This window comes from Chitiniphilus eburneus, from assembly GCF_005048205.1.
Lineage (GTDB): Bacteria > Pseudomonadota > Gammaproteobacteria > Burkholderiales > Chitinibacteraceae > Chitiniphilus > Chitiniphilus eburneus.
In genome coordinates, this window is the sequence record NZ_SUMF01000003.1 from 101,512 (window position 1) to 118,718 (window position 17,207).

The window sequence follows — 17,207 nt, forward strand, 5'->3', positions numbered from 1 at the left end:
GGTTTGTACGATGGGAGCAGATTCCATTCATCCAGGTCCATCCATGACGAGAATGCAGCGCTGGGGTCTTCTGATCGCCGTGGTCATTCTGTTGCTGAATACCGCGGTGCCGTTTCTCGTATCGCGCCAGGCGGCGCTGAAACGGGAGGAAGTGGGCGCGCAACGAGAGCTGATTCATCAGCTCATCCAGTTGCTGGGTGGCTACGTCGATGCGGAAACCGGCGTGCGTGGTTTCATGCTGACCCACGACGAAACGTTCCTCGCCCCGTATGTGCACGGCCGTGGCGAAGTACGGCGCTTGTTGCCGCAGGTGGCGCGAGCGGTGCACAGCCAGCCGGAACAGAAGCGCCGGCTGGAGAAGTTGCTGCAAATCGAGCACCCGGTGAACGCGCTTCAGACGCAGCGCATCGAAGTGCTCCGTCGCAATCTGCCAATCGATACCGCCAGTGTGATCCAGGGCAAGCGGTATATGGACGCGATCCGGGCCGGAATCGGCGCGATGGACGCCGACGCCCGCCAGCGCGCGGCGGTGCTTGCCGCCGATGTGGCAAGGCTGGATCGCTGGAGTCGCATTGCCGTTGCCGGCATGACCTTGCTGGACCTGCTGCTGATCGGAGCCGCCTGCCTGCTGGCGTTGCGTGCCATCCGCGAGCAGCGTGCCGCGATGGTCGCGGCCGACCGGGCCAATCGCCACCTGCTGAACGAAGTGGCCCAGCGTAACGAGACCATGGGCCAACTGGAACAACACACCGCGCGGCTGAACGAGGTGATCGCCACCCAGGCGTTGCTGGCCCAGTCGGCGCTGGATCTGGATCGCTTTCTGAAACTGGTGGGGGACAGCATGATGCGGCTGACCCCGGCACAGGGGGTGGTGGTCCAGATGATCGAGGGCGAGTTGCTGGCCTGTCGCGCGGGAAGTGGCGTCGGCAGCAGCCTGATCGGCACGTGGGTCGAGCAGCGGAGCAGCCTGTCGGGCCTGTGCATCGCGCAGGAACAGGTGCTGGCGTCGTCCGATACCGAAAACGATCCCCGGGTGAATCAGGAGGCCTGTCGTCGCGCTGGCGCCCGCGCGTTGGTGGTGGCACCGCTGTTCCAGGCGGGCGTTGCCGTGGGCGTGTTGATGATGGTGGCGGACCATCCGGACGCCTTTTCGCCGCACGACACGCAGACGCTGCAATTGATGGCTGGCCTGATGGGCGCGGCACTGGGCTACCAGCGGCAGTTCGAGCAGAACCAGGTGCTGCTCACCGGCCGGACGCAGGCATTGGCCGCGCTGGAACGGGAGCTGTCGCGCCGCGAGCGATACGAAGCGGAACTGGTCAGCAGCCGCCAGCGCACCCAGGCGATCATCGAGGCGTCGCACGAGATGTTCATCTGCATCGATCGCGATGGGCTGGTGATCGACTGGAACGCCCAGGCCGCCGCCGTCTTCGGCTGGACCAAGGACGAAGTGCTGGGCCGCCCGCTGACCGAGCTGATCGTTCCCGAACGTTTCCGCCTGCGGCATCAGGACGGCATTGCACATTTTCTCAAGACGGGCGAAGGCGCCGCGCTCAACCGGCGCATCGAGTTGCCGGCGATGCAGCGCAATGGCAACGAGGTGCTGGTGGAACTGACCATCACCGTCCTGCACCACGGCGACACCGTCGAGTTTCCGTGTTTCCTGCGCGACATCAGCGCGCGCAAGCGCGCCGAGCAGGCGCTGCTCAACCAGCAGCAGACGTTGCGGGCGATCACCGATGCCATTCCCGCGCTGGTGGCCTTCCTGGATGCCACGCAGCGCTATCGCTACTGGAATGGGCAATACCTGGTGCTGCTCGGCATCGAGCCGACCGAAGGACAACTGATGGTCGACTTCATGGGCAAGGATTACTACGAGCGGGCGCGCCCCTATGTGGAAAGCGCCCTATGCGGCGAAAAGGTGCATTTCGAGACGACCATGGTGGCGCTGCGCGGCACCCGGCACATCGTCAGCGACCTGATCCCGCAGATCGGCGAGCAGGGAACCGTGTCCGGCTGCTACGTGGTGTCCTGGGATGTCACGGACCGCAAGCAGCAGGAGCTGGCATGGCGGACGCTGGCATCGTTCGACACGCTGACCGGGGCGCTGACCCGTGCCTTCTTCCTGGAGGCGCTGGATCTGGCGCTACGCCGGCATCGCCGCAGCGGGCAACCGCTGGCGCTGTTCTATCTGGATGTGGATCATTTCAAGCCGATCAACGATCAGCACGGCCACGCCGTGGGCGACGCCGTGTTGCGCGGTTATGCCCAGGCCATCGAACGATCGCTGCGCGAATCGGATGTGGTGGGCCGTCTGGGGGGCGACGAATTCTGCGTCATGCTGGATGAGGTCAGAACCGAGGAGAACGCCATCGCCGTGGCGGAAAAAATCCTCGCAGCCGTCCGCATGCCCATCGAAACCGAAAGCGGCCCGATGCAGATTTCCACCAGCATCGGCATCGCGTTCATCGTGCGCACGCAGCGCGCGCCGGATCAACTGGTGGCGCTGGCGGATTCGGCGCTGTACCAGGCCAAGCAGATCGGCCGTGATCGCTTCGCCCTGATCAGGGTGGACGATGAAGGCAGCCTGTAGCGGCGCGGCGGCTGGGGCCATGCGCTGTCGCATCCGCGCCGCCGGCGTTGCCCCACTTGTTCGCGCCCTGGTTTGCGCCGCTCAGTGCCGGAGCGGCCGTGCCTCGCGTTGCAGTCCGATCCCGGTCACGGTGCCTGCGTCGTCCAGCTCCACGTACATGCCGATCAGCCGCAGCGCATCCGCGTGCAGTGTGGCATCCAGGTGGATCACGTCGTTGCGGTGCAGCCAGAAGGTGCCGGCCAGGGTATCGGCCGAGCGCGTCACCAGATGCTCGATCAGCGGGGTGGGCACGCGCAGTACGTGCTTGCGGATGGCGGCGGATTCGGAAAAACGGAAACGCGGGGCGGTGTGCATTGGTTTATTCCTGATATAGAACGAACGTTCTACAATGTAGTGATCGGGCATTTTTCTGGCAACTACCGTTCGGCGGGTTGCCGCCGGCTTCGCCCGCGCCCGGGGCGCTCGCAGCGCGCCAGGTTTTGTTGCACCATCTCGCCGCCACTTTGCTCCAAGAGGTTCCATGATCGTTCCTTGCCACCTTTCCACCTTCGAACCAGCCGGGCGCTACCTGCCCGGCGCGGCGCGCTGAGCATGTGCGTCAACTTCCTGCCGCCCGCGAAACGCACGTTGGCCGACCATTTTCGGGTGATGGAACCGGACGAAGCCTGGCCGGAGGAAACATGGCAGGGCTATGCGGCGCCGATCCTGGTGGATGTGGGGCAGGGGCCGCAGGTCATGGTCGGCAGCTATGGCATGGTGCCGCGCGGGAAGATGCCGGCCGGTGCCAGGCCCTATGCCACGATGAATGCGCGGGCCGAAACCGTGGGCGAGAAGCGCGCCTTTCGTGGCGCCTGGCGGGTAGGGCAGTTGTGCCTGGTGCCGATGCTGGGCTTTTTCGAGCCCAGCTACGAAAGTGGCCGTCCGGTACGCTGGCGCATCGGCGCCGCCGATGATGCGCCCTTCGCCGTTGCCGGGCTTTGGCGGGCCTGGGATGAGCCCGACGGCACGCTGAGTCATTCGTTCACCCAGTTGACCATCAACGCCGACACCCACCCGGTGATGCGGCGCTTTCACGCGCCCGGCGACGAAAAGCGCAGCCTGGTGGTGGTGCCCGAGCACGATTACGAGCTCTGGCTTACCTGCCGTAATCCCGAACTCGCGCGCACCTTGCTGCGCCCGTGCCCGGACGATTTCCTCCATGCCGTGCCCGCGCCGTTGCCGCGCCGTGGCGCCCAATCAGCGGGCGATCTGTTCGGAAACCCCGATTAGGGCGTGTCATCCAATGTTTCGCGGCAGCGCTGGGCCGAAAAAACACCAGGCACCAGGCGCACGACGCAGGCAATAACCGGTTATTGGCAAGGCGTGCAACGCAGTGGATGGTGTTTTTTCGGCCCAGCCCTGCGGGTTCGGTGCATTTCGGGCGCCGCGCGGCGTCGCCGGCCGCTTGCGGTATCCATACCGCGGCGCGTCCAGCTCCTTGCACGGCATCCCGAACTGCACCGAACGCTGTCGTGAAACATTGGATGACACGCCCTAGGCGCGAGCGCTACCGCGGGTGTTGCATCGACGCGCCACGGCATGGGCCGTTGCTTGCCGGCGACCGGTACGCCGGCGCAGACTGCGTATCCCATTCATCCACAGGAGATTGTCATGCGTACCCTGGACCTTGCCCTCCTGTCGGCCATCCTGAGCGGATTCCCGTCCCGCACGGATCACTGATGCGCCGCGCCCACCGGGCGCGGTGAACACACGGATTCATCCGGGCGCCAGCCGCCCAGCATGGCCGACCGACCCCTGTCGTTGCCTTGCCGCGTTTGTCGCGGCGTTGCCCGCGCGCGTCGCGGGCCTGACAACCTGGATCGAATCTACCCATGCTCGAATACGATTTCGTCGCATTGAATACCCTCGGCCTGCAATCCGCCTTGCTCGCCGCCTTACCTGAAGTACCCGCAGCCGATCACCCCGGCGCCTGGCTGGCGCGTATCACCGAAGTCCAGCGCGAAGGTTTGTTTCTTCATGATGGCCACATCGAGCACGCGGCACGGCCGCTGCCCGGCCTGGTGCATGCGCTGGTGGCGCAAGCCACCGCGCTGGTCGTCGGCGACTGGGTGATCGCCGAGCGCAATGCGCTGGGCGAAACCTGGGTCACGGCGCTGGTGCCGCGACTCAATCATCTGGCGCGCCGCGCCAACGACGGCCGCCGCCAGCCACTGGCCAGCAATATCGACACCGCGCTATTGGTGATGGGGCTGGATCATGACTTCAACCCGCGCCGGCTGGAGCGCTACCTGGCGTTCACCCGCATCGCGGGCATCGCCCCGGTGATCGTGCTGACCAAGGCCGATCTGGCCGACGATCCGGAGGCGCGGCTGGCGGAGCTGGCGGCGCGTCTGCCGGCACATACACCGATGCTGGCGGTCAATGCGCTGGCGGATGGTGCGCGCGATGCGCTGGCGCCCTGGCTGGGCGCGGGGCAGACGGTGGTATTGCTCGGCGCCAGCGGCACCGGCAAATCGACGTTGACCAACACGCTGCTGGCAACGCCGGCGCAGCAGACCGGCGCGGTGCGGCATGGGGACAACCGGGGCCGGCATACCACCGTGGCGCGCCATCTGTTCCGTTTGCCGGAAGGCGCCTGCCTGATCGATACCCCCGGCCTGCGCACCTGGCGCCCCGATGCCGATGAAGCCGAACTGAGTGCCGGTTTCGACGATATCCAGGCCCTGGCCGCACACTGCCGCTACCGCGACTGCCAGCACCGGGAGGAGCCGGGCTGCGCGGTGCGCGGAGCCGTGCCGGACGATCGGCTGCGCAACTACCACAAGGTGATGCACGATGCGCGGCAAGGACGGCTGACCATGCTGGAGCGCAAAGCGCAGACCGCCAAATGGAAGGTCATCAGCAAGGCCGCCGTGGCGCACGCCAAGGCCAAGCGGGGCGGCTGACGCCCCGGGGCGCTCAGGCGGGCTGCAGCGCCGCGACGAAGGCCATCTCGATCAACAGGTCGGGTGACGCCAGCTCGGCGCGTACGCAGGCCCGCGCGGGCGCGCAGCCTTCCGGCAGCCATTCGCGCCACAGTTCGTTCAGTGCCTGCCGGTGGGCGAGATCCGGCAGGTAGATCGTCACCATCAGCAGCCGCGCCTTGTCGGAGCCGATCGCGTGCAATGTGCGTTCGGCCTGGGCCAGCAGGGCGCGGGTCTGCGCGGTGAAGTCCGTGCCGCTTTCGGGCACTTCGACAAAATACCCGGTGCCGTTGAAACACACGGCATCGGACCAGAGTGGCGTCGGGTTGATGCGTTGAAGGTCGGTGGTGGTCATGGTCAAGGTCCGGACAATGGGATGCGCATTGTGCCGCTCGGGCGGGCCCCGCGCTGCGGGTTCGGTGCATTTCGGGCGCCACGCGGCGTCGCAGGCCGCTTGCGGTATCCATACCGCCGCGCGTCCAGCGCCTTGCACGGCATCCCGAACTGCACCGAACGCTGTCGTGAAACATTGGATGACACGCCCTGGCGTCATCGCCACGCTGTTCGTCAGATAAATTCACGCATTCGCATGGCTACGGGTAAGCCCACATTCAATATCGGCGGGTGGCGCTGCTAGGATGGGACGGTCTTTTTCCGGGAGCGGCACGATGCGGCAGAACACGGTGTGGGCAACGATCCTGTTGGTGGCGGCGTTCGCCGCCCATGCGGCGCAGCCGGTGGCCACCGGCCACGGCGGCGCGGTGGCCACCATTTCCGATGAGGCGAGCAAGGCGGCGATGGAGATCCTGAACACCGGCGGCAATGCCGTGGATGCCGCCGTCGCCGCGGCGGCGGTGCTGGGCGTGACCGATCCGTTCAGTTGCGGCATCGGTGGTGGTGGCTTCATGCTGATCTACTCGGCCAAGGATCAGCGCGTGATCGCGCTCGACCATCGCGAAACCGCGCCGGCCTATTTCAGCCCTGGCGTATTCCAGCAGGATGGCAAGGCCATGGATTGGTCCGCAACCGTGCCCAACGGCATCGCGGTGGGGGTGCCGGGCACCGTGCGGGGCTGGCACGAGGCACTGGCCCGCTATGGCAACATGCCGCTCTCCAAGGTGCTGGCGCCCGCCATCCGCGTCGCTACCCGGGGCTTTACGGTGGGCCCCAACTTCAACCGCATCGCTACGCTGAACGAGGCGAAATTCGCCCGCTTCAGCAGCACCAGCAAGCTGTACCTGCGCGATGGCAAGGCACTGCCGGTGGGCACGCACTTTCGCAACCCCGATCTTGCCGACACCTATCGCCTGCTGGCGCGCAGTGGCGTCAAGGCCTTCTACGAAGGGCCGCTGGCGGCCAGCATCGTCAAGGCGGTGAACACGCCGCCGACCAATCCAGGGGTCAGCGTGCTCAGCGCCCGGATGACGCTGAACGACCTGAAGGACTATGAAGCACGGCTGCGCCAGCCGATCCACTCGACCTATCGTGGCTACGAGGTCTATGGCATGCCCACGCCATCGAGCGGCGGCATCGCCATCGCCGAGGCGCTCAACATTCTGGAGAACTACGACCTGAAATCACTGCCGCGCGCCGAGGCGGAGCACCTGTACCTGGAAGCGTCGCGGCTGGCGTTCGCCGACCGCAATGCCTACGTGGCCGATAGCGAGTTCATCGACGTGCCGCGCGATGGTCTGCTTTCCAGGGATTACGCCCGCGAGCGGGCACGGCTGATCGACGCCAGGGCCACGCATGGCAAGGTGGCGCAGGGCGATCCGTATCCCTACCAGGACGACCAGTCGGTGCCGCTGCGCCCGCAGCCTGTGCTGGCCGCCGAGCCGGCGCATACCACGCATCTGACGGTCAGCGACCGCGAGGGCAACGTGGTGGCCTACACCTTCACCATCGAAGACTGGGGCGGTAGCGGCATCGTGGTGCCGGGGCGCGGCTTCCTGCTGAACAACGAGATGACCGACTTCGATTTCAGCGGCCCGCACCCCAACGTGCCGGAAGCCGGCAAGCGACCGCGTTCCAGCATGAGCCCGACCATCGTGCTGCAAGCGGGCAAGCCGGCCTTTGCCCTGGGCTCGCCGGGCGGCTCCACCATCATCACCACCGTATTGCAGACGCTGGTCAACCATGTGGACCTGGGCATGTCGCTGGCCGATGCCGTGGCGGCGCCACGCTTGAGCCAGCGCAATGGCGACAGGACCCAGGTGGAAACGCTCACCGGGTTTCCGGGGAGCGCCCAGGCCCGGGCGCTGGCGAAATTTGGTCACCAGTGGAATGAAACCGACCAGATCGGCGCCGCCAATGCCATCCGCTTCAACGATGACGGTACGGTCACCGCCGTGAGCGAGCCGGTGCGCCATGGGGGTGGCAGCGCGCTGGTGCAGAAGCCGTAGCAGACCGGGCGGCGTGCGGTCAGTGCTCGGCCTGTGCCTTCAGGCTGGCCAGCCCGCTCTCGAAATCCTTGCCCACCATGCTGTCGGTGCTGAAGAACACGCCCATCAGCTTGAACAGATAGGGCTGTGGGCCGAACATCGCCCAGGTGAGGCGGGTGCCGTCGCCCTCGGGTTGCAGGGTGAACTCGGCCTGGTTGTGCGCTTCGAAGGGCTGGAGAAAATCCAGCTTGATCAGGATGCGGGCCGGGCTGGATTCGATGATTTCCATCCGTCCCTGGCCGACCTGCTTGTTGCCCTGGTATTCGTAGATCGCACCCACGCCCCGCTGCGGGCCGCTGAAGGTGCGCTGAAGTGCGGGATCGCGCTTTTCCCAGGGCGACCACGCCTGCCAGGCGTGGAAATCGTCGATCAGCGCGGCGACCCTGGCCGGCGGCGCCTGGATGCGGGTGCTGCGTTGTACGCGGAAGGTATCGGGGCGGGTGGCGGCGTAGATCAGTACCACGGCGATGGCGGCCACGACGATGAGCAGGATGATTTTCAGCATTTGCAGGAAACTCCGGTTCGGCCCGGGCGGGGCGAAGGGAAGGCCGCCCGCTGGCGGCCTTCGTGGTTCGACGGCAGGTCGGGAAGCGGGGACTTACGCGCCGCGAGGCAGGCTGGCCAGGTAGTCGGACAGTTGTTCGATGGTGCCGGAGAAACCTTGCTCCATCGACTTATGGCCGGCGACAAAGGTGCGGATTTCTTCCTCGTCGGCGGTCAGCGGGCTGGAACGGATGGTCAGCCGGGTCTGCGCGCCTTCTTCTTCCAGCGTCAGCGTGGTGAGCATTTCCAGCGGCCAGGTGGCGCTCCACGGATTGCGCACGATGCCGCCCTGGGCATCCGCGAAGCTGTTGACGTAGACCATGTGGCGCGGTGCCTCGATCTCGCGATAGACGAAGCGGCCCCAGATGGGCGGTTGTTCCTGCCAGCGCATGGCGTAGTGGAACAGGCCGCCGGGGGTGAAATCCAGCTTGGCCACGTCGATGGCGCAGCCTTTCGGCCCCCACCAGCGGGCCAGGTGGGCCGGATCGCTGTGAACCTGCCAGACCAGCGCGCGCGGGGCGTCGAGCAGGCGGGTGATGACGAAATCGCTATCGGTGTTCATGGTGTGCTCCAGGGAAGGACGACGCGTTCTGCGGCGCGTTCGTGGTCGGGCGAAAGGTTCAGGCGGTGCTGCCGCGATCGTGGCGCAGCGCCGCTTCGAGTTTGTCCAGCACCGAGCGCCATCCGCTTTCGCGCGAGGTGGCGCTGTCGGCGCCGTCGAGAATGGCGATCTGCTCGGTAAACAGCAGCCGGGTGCCGTTGGTGCGTGGCTGGAATTCCAGCGTCAGCAGCGATGACGAGATGCGTTGCCCATCCAGCGACATGGTGTAGGCGATGACGATGCGTGCGTCGGGCACGATGTCCTCGATGCGGCCGTCGTACTGGTGCAGCGTGCCGCCATTGCGTGGGCGGGATCGGTCGAATTCCTGGCCGCCAACGCGAAAATCCAGCCGGTACTCCAGGTTCTCCCATTCCTCGTCGTTGGCAAACCAGCGGCGCTTGGCCTCGGGGCTGGCCCAGGCGGCGAACACCTGGGCGGGCGTGGCGTCGTAGGGGCGGTCGATCACGATGCGCTCGTGGCGCACGTCGGGGGGCGTTTCAGGACTGCGGGTCATGCCGTTGCTCCTGTGCTTGCAGTTCGCGGAGGTAATCCTCCAGGCGGTCCAGCCGCTGCTCCCAGAAACGGCGATATTCCTCCACCCAGTCCGCCACCTGGCGCAGCGGACCTGCGTGCAGCCGGCACGGGCGCCATTGGGCGTCGCGGCCGCGGGTGATCAGGCCGGCGCGCTCCAGCACCTTGAGATGCTTGGTGATGGCGGGCGCGCTGATGGCGAAGGGCTCGGCCAGTTGCTTGACCGAAGCCTCGCCCTGCGCCAGCCGGGCCAGGATGGCGCGGCGGGTGGGATCAGCCAGCGCGGCGAAGGTGGCGTTGAGCGCGTCGTCGGGAGCCATGTTGCGTGAACCTCTCGGGTGTTGCGGGTGTACCAATTGGTTAATTAACCAATTGGTAAATTAAAGGGCGCACCGTAGTGCGTCAAGCGGCGGCACCCATCGCCCGCCGAGTGGCGGGCGATGGGTGAGGAAGGGCGGGTCAGCCGGCTTTGGCCAGCGCCGCCACCAGGTCGGATTGCGTCAACATGCCGACGACGATGCCGGCGGCGTCCACCACCGGCATATGGTGCAGGCCGCCGTCGGAAAATACCGGCACCAGCTCCGCGATGGACTGATCGGGTCGGGCGCTGTGCACCCGCTGGGTCATGATGGCCGAGACAGGGCGTTCGCCGTCGAACGGGCCGGTGGGAAAGCGCGGTTCGGCCGTATGCTCGACGAAGAAGTCGTGCAGCGACACGATGCCCAGCAAGCTGCGTTGCGCATCGGTGACCGGCAGTGCCTTGACCTTGTGCCGGGCTAGGAGGCCCCAGGCTTCGCGCAGCGTGCTGTCCGGCCCGACGCGGATCACGTCGCGCGACATGATGTCTTCGCAACGTACGCTGCCGAAGCGGCGATGCAGCGCCAGCGCCTGGGCCTGCCCCAGCAGCTCGGCGAGGTCGTCGCGCGTGATGTCCAGCGGCTCGCCATGCGCGGCCAGCGCGGCATCCAGGTCTTCGCGGGTGAGGCCGCCGCGTTCACTGGGCAAGGGATCGTCGGTACGGTGCGGTTTGGATTGCGGCACCGGGCCATGCGGATAGCGGCGGTGCGTCAGGTTGTTGAATACCAGCGCCACCAGCAGCAGCAGCGCCGAGTTGACCAGCACCGGCCACAGCACGAAATCCCATCCCATCGCCGCCACGGCCGGGCCGCCGATCACCGCCGTCAAGGCCACCGCGCCGCCCGGCGGGTGCAGGCAGCGCAACTGGAACATCACGCCGATCGCCAGTGCCCCGGCGAGGCCCGCCGCCAGCCCGTTGTGCCCCAGCAGCAGACCGCACGCCACGCCGATCAGCGCCGAAACGGTATTGCCGCCGACGATGGACCACGGCTGCGCCAGCGGGCTGGCGGGTACCGCGAACAGCAGTACCGCCGATGCGCCCATCGGTGCGACGAACCATGGATTCACCGTGCCGAGCGCGCGGCGGCTGACCCACTCGCACAGCAGCAATCCCAGCCCCGCGCCCAGGCAGCCGAACAGACGCTCGCGCCAGCCGGCGGCGAGCGGGGCGGGGTGGAAGCTACGAAACCAGGCAAGGGCAGCGGACACGGATTGCTCGCGCAAGAAAAGAAAAGCGGGCGATTTTACGCTCCACTCCGGCCGGTACGCCAAATGTCGGCCCTGCCGGTAGTGATATGCGACGACGGGCGGATGGTATGGCGATAGACCCAGCCTGTTTGCGATAAGTGGCACATTAGTCACGTTCTATTGCGATTTGCACTGTTATCAACTAGAGTAATCGCAACTTATGGACACCTACGCAATGATCCGTCGCCCTAACCGCCTTCAGCAGTCGATTGCCGCCCTCGTGGCAGGCGCGCGCCTGCCGGTCGGTGCGCACGCATTGTCGGTCGCCATGACTTAGCCTTCCGCCCCGCACCGGAAGGCCATCGCCTTTCGGGAGCCCACACCCCCGCATGGCGATGCCAGCGGGGGTTTTGTTTTTTCATCCACCACCAACAAACGCCGATACGAACTTGAGCACGACGCGCAAGCGTCCAGCGAATCGCGAGACGGTTTCGCAGCGAAGACGGGAAGGGGCGCTTCGCGCCCACGACGCCACAAGTTCACGACGGCCAGAGAGGCAGCGCCATGCGTACCTACGACAAGCTGATCGCCACAATTCGTTCCAGCCAGGGGAAAGGGGACTTGCGCCCATCCTTTGGCTCGATCGTGGCCGTCGCCTGCGTCGCAGCGCTGGCGTCCACGCAGCCGCAAGACATGGCCTGACCATCCGGCGCGACCAGCCGGAAGGTCGACGATCGTTTGGCCGCCACCGCCCAAGACGCGGTCGGCGGCGCTTTGTGGATGAACCTCATCATGGAAGACAGAAACCTACGCAATATCGGCATCATCGCCCACGTCGACGCGGGCAAGACCACCACCACTGAACGCATTCTTTACTACACCGGCGAGAACCACCGGCTGGGCGAGGTGCACGACGGCGCGGCCACCATGGATTTCGATCCGCAGGAGCAGGCGCGCGGCATCACCATCAACAGCGCGGCCACCACCGTGTTCTGGCAGGGTCATCAGATCAACGTGATCGATACCCCCGGCCACATCGATTTCAACATCGAGGTGAACCGTTCGCTGCGCGTGCTCGATGGCGCGGTGGTGGTATTCGACGGCGTGGCCGGCGTGGAGCCGCAGACCGAGACCAACTGGCGTCTTGCCGACAAATACCATGTGCCGCGGCTGGCCTTCGTCAACAAGCTCGACCGTATCGGCGCGGACTTCCCACGCGTGGTCGCCATGATGGCGCAGCGCCTGGGCGTCACACCGCTGGTGCTGCAACTGCCCATCGGCAGCGAGGGCCAGTTCTTCGGGCTGGTCGATCTGGTCGAGATGCGCTCGCGGACCTGGCCCGCGCACGGCGAACCGGCGCCGGCCGAGATCGGCGCCATCCCGGTGGAGCTGGCCGAAGCGGCCGCGCAGTACCGGGCGCGCCTGGTCGAGGCTGTGGTGGAGCAGGACGATGCGCTGATGGCCGCGTGGCTGGACGGCGTGCTGCCGGATGCCGCGCAACTGCGCGCCGGTATCCGGCGCGGCACCATCGCCGGCCGGTTCGTGCCGGTGCTGCTGGGCTCCGCGTTCAAGAACAAGGGCGTGGAGCCGCTGCTCGATGCCGTGGTCGCCTACCTGCCGGCGCCCGCCGATGTGCCGGTGGCGGGCGAGCACGACATCCAGCCCGACCCGGATGGCCCGCTGGCGGCGTTGGCGTTCAAGGTGACGCACGACGACCACGGCACGCTGACTTTCATCCGCCTGTATCGCGGGCGGCTGTCGGCCGGCGACACGGTGTACAACGCCACGCAGGACCGGCGCGAGCGGATTTCACGGCTGTACGAGATGCACGCCGATCGCAAGCATGAGCGCGATGTGGTGGGCGCGGGCGCCATCGTGGCCGTGGCCGGGCTGAAGGGCACGATCACCGGCGACACGCTGACCGCGCAGGATCATCCGTTGGTGCTGGAGCGCATCGATGCGCCGGAGCCGGTGATCGACGTGGCGGTGCAACCGCGCACGCAGGGCGATCAGCAGCAGATGCTGAAGGCGCTGCACGCCATCGTGCAGGAAGACCCCAGTCTGCGGTTGCGGCTGGATGCCGAATCCGGCCAGACCATCCTGTCCGGCATGGGCGAACTGCAACTGGAGGTAGCGCTGGAGAACATGCGTACGCGGTTCCATGTGAACGTCGAGCTGGGTCGGCCCCAGGTGTCGTACCGCGAGACGATCGCGCGGACGGCCGAGGCGCGTTACCTGCACCGCAAGCAGACCGGCGGCTCGGGGCAGTATGCCGAGGTGGTGTTGCGCGTGGAGCCGTTGCCGCGTGGCAGCGGGCTGGAGTTCGTGGACAAGAATGTCGGCGGCGCCGTGCCGCGCGAATTCGTGCCCGGCGTGGAGGCCGGTGTGCGCAAGACGGCGGCGGCCGGTGTGATGGCGGGATTCCAGGTGGTGGATGTGCGGGTGACGCTGCTCGATGGCAGTCATCACGAGAAGGATTCGTCGCCACTGGCGTTCGAACTGGCCGCGGCTGCCGCGTTCAGGCAGGCGCTACGCGATGCCGAGCCGCAGTTGCTGGAGCCGGTGATGGCCGTCGAGGTGATCACGCCCGTGGAATACGTGGGTGACAGCATCGGCGACATCAACCGCCGACGCGGCCTGGTCCGCGATCAGACGCAGCGTGCCAACGCGGCGGCGATCGAGGCCCAGGTGCCATTGCAGAACATGTTCGGCTACATCGGGCAACTGCGCGCGCTGAGTTCCGGTCGTGCCAGTTTCACCATGCAGTTCGACCATTACGCGCCGGTACCGCCGCAGCTCATGGCGGACATGGTGCATTGACCGGACGCCAGTTCGGCATGGCGGGCCTTCGGGCTCGCCATTTCTTTTGGATGCGGGCGGCGCGGCCCTATCATCGCGTGCCCGCCGACCCAACCCTGGAGACTTTGATGTACAGCGCCACGTTCATTTTCGATACCCGCCAGTTCGACGACGATTTCCATCGGCTGGACGCCCGGATCGCGGCCGCCGCGCGCGATACCGAGGGCTATCTGGGCGAGGAGGCCTGGGAGGACCCCAGGACCGGGCGTATCTGCAATGTCTATTACTGGTCGTCCGAGGCGGGTTTGCAGGCCTTGATCGCGCATCCGCTGCACCAGGAGGCGAAGCGCCGCTACAGCGAGTGGCTCAGTGGCTACCAGGTGATCATTTCGCAGGTGCTGCGCAGCTATGGCGACCGCGCGTTTGCGCATCCGGCGCAGCATGACCGGTGATGCTTCCGGCATGCAGGGTGATAACTGTTGCTTGGTCAGCATCGCTTGCACTGAAGCGCTGACAGGATTGCGGATCCCAACGGGATTCATGGTGACGGGCTGACCCGGCCTGGGCGGGCCTAGCACTTTGTTTTGTCTGGGCAATCGTTGTCTTTGCTCACAGTAAGTGTAAGTGAAAACCCCTATATTTCAGATGCCTGCTATTGCATTTGCACCACAAGTGTGCATTTCGGCCATGTGTCGTATTCCATTCACATCTTCTTGTTTTTGCTCAATAGCAGCATTGGAATCACAGGCCGTGCTCGCATAGAATGCCCCGCTTTGGTGCGATTCACACACTTTGCCGGGGTCAAAAAAATGAAATACCAAAACGCGCACGAGTTCCTTTCTCTGGTTGCAGAACGCAACCCGGGCCAGCCGGAATTCCTGCAAGCTGTTACCGAGGTCATCGAAAGCCTGTGGCCGTTCATCCAGGAACACCCGCGTTATGCCGAGCACGGCCTGCTCGACCGCCTGGTGGAACCCGAACGCGTGATCATGTTCCGCGTCTCGTGGGTGGATGACCAAGGCGAAGTGCGCGTGAACCGCGGCTATCGCATCCAGCACAGTTCGGCCATCGGCCCGTACAAGGGCGGCCTGCGTTTCCACCCGTCGGTGAACCTGTCCATCCTCAAGTTCCTGGGCTTCGAGCAAACCTTCAAGAACGCCCTGACCACGCTGCCCATGGGCGGCGGCAAGGGTGGTTCCGACTTCGACCCGAAGGGCAAGAGCCCCGGTGAAGTGATGCGTTTCTGCCAGGCATTCGTTTCCGAGCTGTTCCGCCACGTGGGTTCGGATACCGACGTTCCGGCCGGCGATATCGGTGTCGGCGGCCGTGAAGTCGGCTACATGGCCGGCATGATGAAGAAGCTGTCCAACCGCAACGATTGCGTGTTCACCGGCAAGGGCCTGTCGTTCGGCGGCTCGCTGATGCGCCCGGAAGCCACCGGCTATGGCACCGTCTACTTCGCCGAGGAAATGCTGCGCCACGCCGGCCGTACCATGGAAGGCCTGCGCGTCTCGGTGTCCGGCTCGGGCAACGTGGCCCAGTATGCGGTCGAGAAGGCCATGGCGCTGGGCGCCAAGGTGATCACCGTATCCGACTCCACCGGCACCGTGATCGACAACGACGGCTTCACGCCGGAAAAGCTGGCCGTGCTGATGGAAGTGAAGAACCATCTCTACGGTCGCGTCAGCGACTACGCCGAGCGCGTCAAGGCTCACTTCGAGCCCGGCATCAAGCCGTGGAACGTGCCGGTGGACGTGGCGCTGCCGTGCGCCACCCAGAACGAACTGGACGACAACGACGCACACGTGCTGGTCAAGAATGGCGTGATCTGCGTGGCCGAAGGCGCCAACATGCCTTCCACCGCCGACGCGGTGCGCGTGTTCGACAAGGCTGGCGTGCTGTATGCACCGGGCAAGGCCAGCAATGCCGGTGGCGTAGCGACTTCGGGCCTGGAAATGAGCCAGAACGCGATGCGCCTGTCCTGGAGCCGCGAAGAGGTGGACAGCCGCCTGCTGGAAATCATGCAGGGCATCCACGCTGCCTGCCTGCGCTACGGCAAGGGTGCGGACGGCAAGGTCAACTACGTGAACGGCGCCAACATCGCCGGCTTCGTGAAGGTGGCCGACGCCATGCTGGCGCAAGGCGTGATCTGATCGATCCGATCGGGCGGCGCGGCATTCGCCGCGCAGCGCTGACGGCGTGCCGGGGCTGATGCCCCGCACGCCGTTTTATTTTGTGCTGGATTCCGGCGAATCGGCCTGTTCCGCCCAGCGGGACACCGCCTGCGTCACGGGGGATTCCACCCCGAACTGACGTTGTGCCAGCTCCGCCAGCGATTCGGCTTGTTCGTCCCGGGCAAGGCTCGCCCCGGCGTTCAGCAGCATTTCGAATATGTTCAGCCGGCGCTTGTCCGCTTCGTCGGCCGGCAGTGCGGTGGGCGAAGCCAGCGTCACCCGCAAGGCCGTCAGGCCATCCTGCCGCCGGGCCTCCACATCGGCGCCGGCATCGAGCAGCACGCGCGTCACATCCACGTTCAGTTCCGCGATGGCCGCCAGCAACGGCGTCTCGCCGTGGATTTCGCCATTGTTGACGTCGGCGCCCAGCGCCAGCAGCGCGCGGACGATTTCCACCCTGCCGAGATGCGCGGCGAAATGCAGCGGGCAGCCCCCATTGGAAAGCCGGATATTCGGGTCGGCGCCGTGATGCAGCAGGACATCCAGGACCTCGCGGCGATCTTCGCGCACGGCGGTTTCCACGGGGCAGGGCGTCGCCGTGGCCGGGTCCGGGTTCACCGGCACGGCCGCCTCGGTGAGACGTCGCGCCATCGGGCCACTGGGGGCGAGGCACAACAGCAGCGCGGGCTGGGGCAGGTCGCTGGGATGAAAACCATGGCGCAGCGCGATGTTCACGCCTTCCACCCAGTCCGCCCGGACCAGGGCTTCGATCAGGGCTTCGTCGCCGTTCACGGCCATCGCGTTGCCACCGTGCAGGAACCAGGTTTCCAGACGCTGGCAGGCCTGGGCCTCATCCGTTTGACGCTGCTGGATGATTTCCCAGGCCTCCCCGATTTCGACATGCATGGCGCGCGACTCCCCTTCAACCGCCCGGCTGGGCAACAAGCCGTGACGATAGCATTCGGGCAGGGGGTTGCTCCACTCGCCACCGGGATGAATCGTGCTTTATGGCGTGGC

General features: G+C 66.1%; 16 protein-coding genes. 8 read left to right on the top strand and 8 right to left on the bottom strand.

From position 1 onward, the window contains the following. Positions 1-43: 43 nt before the first annotated feature. Positions 44-2,593, top strand: a complete 2,550-nt coding sequence (locus FAZ21_RS05440) for a diguanylate cyclase domain-containing protein (protein ID WP_169307266.1) — start codon at positions 44-46, stop codon at positions 2,591-2,593. 81 nt (positions 2,594-2,674) lie between these two features. Here the strand turns inward: FAZ21_RS05440 and FAZ21_RS05445 are convergent, their stop codons facing one another. Then, a complete protein-coding gene (locus FAZ21_RS05445) occupies positions 2,675-2,947 on the bottom strand; it encodes a hypothetical protein (protein WP_136772271.1) in 273 nt (90 codons plus the stop codon). 237 nt (positions 2,948-3,184) lie between these two features. On the opposite strand from FAZ21_RS05445, the gene FAZ21_RS05450 reads away from it, so the two are divergent. Further along, on the top strand, positions 3,185-3,862 hold the full coding sequence (locus FAZ21_RS05450) for an SOS response-associated peptidase (RefSeq protein WP_136772272.1): 678 nt from the start codon (positions 3,185-3,187) through the stop codon (positions 3,860-3,862). 602 nt (positions 3,863-4,464) lie between these two features. After that, a complete protein-coding gene (gene rsgA / locus FAZ21_RS05455) occupies positions 4,465-5,538 on the top strand; it encodes a ribosome small subunit-dependent GTPase A (RefSeq protein WP_136772273.1) in 1,074 nt (357 codons plus the stop codon). 13 nt (positions 5,539-5,551) lie between these two features. Here rsgA and FAZ21_RS05460 read toward each other — a convergent pair whose 3' ends face one another. Further along, entirely contained in the window at positions 5,552-5,911 is a 360-nt protein-coding gene (locus tag FAZ21_RS05460) for a RidA family protein (RefSeq protein ID WP_136772274.1), read from the bottom strand. Between the two features lie 313 nt (positions 5,912-6,224). On the opposite strand from FAZ21_RS05460, the gene ggt reads away from it, so the two are divergent. Further along, positions 6,225-7,958, top strand: a complete 1,734-nt coding sequence (gene ggt, locus FAZ21_RS05465) for a gamma-glutamyltransferase (protein ID WP_136772275.1) — start codon at positions 6,225-6,227, stop codon at positions 7,956-7,958. 19 nt (positions 7,959-7,977) lie between these two features. Here the strand turns inward: ggt and FAZ21_RS05470 are convergent, their stop codons facing one another. The 5 genes from FAZ21_RS05470 to FAZ21_RS05490 form a co-directional block, all read right to left on the bottom strand. Continuing rightward, positions 7,978-8,502, bottom strand: a complete 525-nt coding sequence (locus FAZ21_RS05470; protein WP_136772276.1) for an SRPBCC family protein — start codon at positions 8,500-8,502, stop codon at positions 7,978-7,980. A gap of 93 nt (positions 8,503-8,595) precedes the next feature. Continuing rightward, positions 8,596-9,102, bottom strand: a complete 507-nt coding sequence (locus tag FAZ21_RS05475; protein ID WP_136772277.1) for an SRPBCC family protein — start codon at positions 9,100-9,102, stop codon at positions 8,596-8,598. A 58-nt stretch (positions 9,103-9,160) separates the two neighbouring features. Beyond that, positions 9,161-9,655: an SRPBCC family protein gene (locus tag FAZ21_RS05480; protein WP_136772278.1), complete on the bottom strand. Its 495-nt coding sequence runs from the start codon at positions 9,653-9,655 to the stop codon at positions 9,161-9,163. Continuing rightward, positions 9,639-9,992 (bottom strand): ArsR/SmtB family transcription factor, encoded by a 354-nt coding sequence (locus FAZ21_RS05485; RefSeq protein ID WP_136772279.1) that lies wholly within the window; start codon positions 9,990-9,992, stop codon positions 9,639-9,641. Before FAZ21_RS05485 ends, FAZ21_RS05480 begins: the two co-directional genes overlap by 17 nt. A gap of 139 nt (positions 9,993-10,131) precedes the next feature. Then, positions 10,132-11,238: an HPP family protein gene (locus FAZ21_RS05490; protein ID WP_136772280.1), complete on the bottom strand. Its 1,107-nt coding sequence runs from the start codon at positions 11,236-11,238 to the stop codon at positions 10,132-10,134. Between the two features lie 543 nt (positions 11,239-11,781). Between FAZ21_RS05490 and FAZ21_RS20180 the strand changes: the two genes are divergently transcribed. From FAZ21_RS20180 to gdhA, 4 genes are all read left to right on the top strand, one after another. Then, positions 11,782-11,919, top strand: a complete 138-nt coding sequence (locus tag FAZ21_RS20180) for a hypothetical protein (RefSeq protein ID WP_169307267.1) — start codon at positions 11,782-11,784, stop codon at positions 11,917-11,919. A gap of 90 nt (positions 11,920-12,009) precedes the next feature. Continuing rightward, positions 12,010-14,037, top strand: coding sequence for an elongation factor G (gene fusA, locus FAZ21_RS05495; protein WP_136772281.1), 2,028 nt, complete (start codon positions 12,010-12,012; stop codon positions 14,035-14,037). A gap of 107 nt (positions 14,038-14,144) precedes the next feature. Beyond that, positions 14,145-14,468, top strand: coding sequence for an antibiotic biosynthesis monooxygenase (locus FAZ21_RS05500; RefSeq protein WP_136772282.1), 324 nt, complete (start codon positions 14,145-14,147; stop codon positions 14,466-14,468). Positions 14,469-14,825: 357 nt separating this feature from the next. Next, a complete protein-coding gene (gene gdhA, locus FAZ21_RS05505; RefSeq protein WP_136772283.1) occupies positions 14,826-16,169 on the top strand; it encodes an NADP-specific glutamate dehydrogenase in 1,344 nt (447 codons plus the stop codon). Positions 16,170-16,244: 75 nt separating this feature from the next. Here the strand turns inward: gdhA and FAZ21_RS05510 are convergent, their stop codons facing one another. After that, positions 16,245-17,096, bottom strand: coding sequence for an ankyrin repeat domain-containing protein (locus FAZ21_RS05510; RefSeq protein ID WP_136772284.1), 852 nt, complete (start codon positions 17,094-17,096; stop codon positions 16,245-16,247). Positions 17,097-17,207: the final 111 nt, after the last annotated feature.

Bases quoted from the DNA above. Each gene is read 5' to 3' on its own strand.
- FAZ21_RS05510 (WP_136772284.1), bottom strand. From the start codon at position 17,096: ATGCATGTCGAAATCGGGGAGGCCTGGGAAATCATCCAGCAGCGTCAA.
- FAZ21_RS05470 (WP_136772276.1), bottom strand. From the start codon at position 8,502: ATGCTGAAAATCATCCTGCTCATCGTCGTGGCCGCCATCGCCGTGGTA.
- FAZ21_RS05450 (WP_136772272.1), top strand. From the start codon at position 3,185: ATGTGCGTCAACTTCCTGCCGCCCGCGAAACGCACGTTGGCCGACCAT.
- FAZ21_RS05475 (WP_136772277.1), bottom strand. From the start codon at position 9,102: ATGAACACCGATAGCGATTTCGTCATCACCCGCCTGCTCGACGCCCCG.
- FAZ21_RS05480 (WP_136772278.1), bottom strand. From the start codon at position 9,655: ATGACCCGCAGTCCTGAAACGCCCCCCGACGTGCGCCACGAGCGCATC.
- FAZ21_RS20180 (WP_169307267.1), top strand. From the start codon at position 11,782: ATGCGTACCTACGACAAGCTGATCGCCACAATTCGTTCCAGCCAGGGG.
- rsgA (WP_136772273.1), top strand. From the start codon at position 4,465: ATGCTCGAATACGATTTCGTCGCATTGAATACCCTCGGCCTGCAATCC.
- FAZ21_RS05445 (WP_136772271.1), bottom strand. From the start codon at position 2,947: ATGCACACCGCCCCGCGTTTCCGTTTTTCCGAATCCGCCGCCATCCGC.
- fusA (WP_136772281.1), top strand. From the start codon at position 12,010: ATGGAAGACAGAAACCTACGCAATATCGGCATCATCGCCCACGTCGAC.
- gdhA (WP_136772283.1), top strand. From the start codon at position 14,826: ATGAAATACCAAAACGCGCACGAGTTCCTTTCTCTGGTTGCAGAACGC.
- ggt (WP_136772275.1), top strand. From the start codon at position 6,225: ATGCGGCAGAACACGGTGTGGGCAACGATCCTGTTGGTGGCGGCGTTC.
- FAZ21_RS05460 (WP_136772274.1), bottom strand. From the start codon at position 5,911: ATGACCACCACCGACCTTCAACGCATCAACCCGACGCCACTCTGGTCC.
- FAZ21_RS05440 (WP_169307266.1), top strand. From the start codon at position 44: ATGACGAGAATGCAGCGCTGGGGTCTTCTGATCGCCGTGGTCATTCTG.
- FAZ21_RS05500 (WP_136772282.1), top strand. From the start codon at position 14,145: ATGTACAGCGCCACGTTCATTTTCGATACCCGCCAGTTCGACGACGAT.
- FAZ21_RS05485 (WP_136772279.1), bottom strand. From the start codon at position 9,992: ATGGCTCCCGACGACGCGCTCAACGCCACCTTCGCCGCGCTGGCTGAT.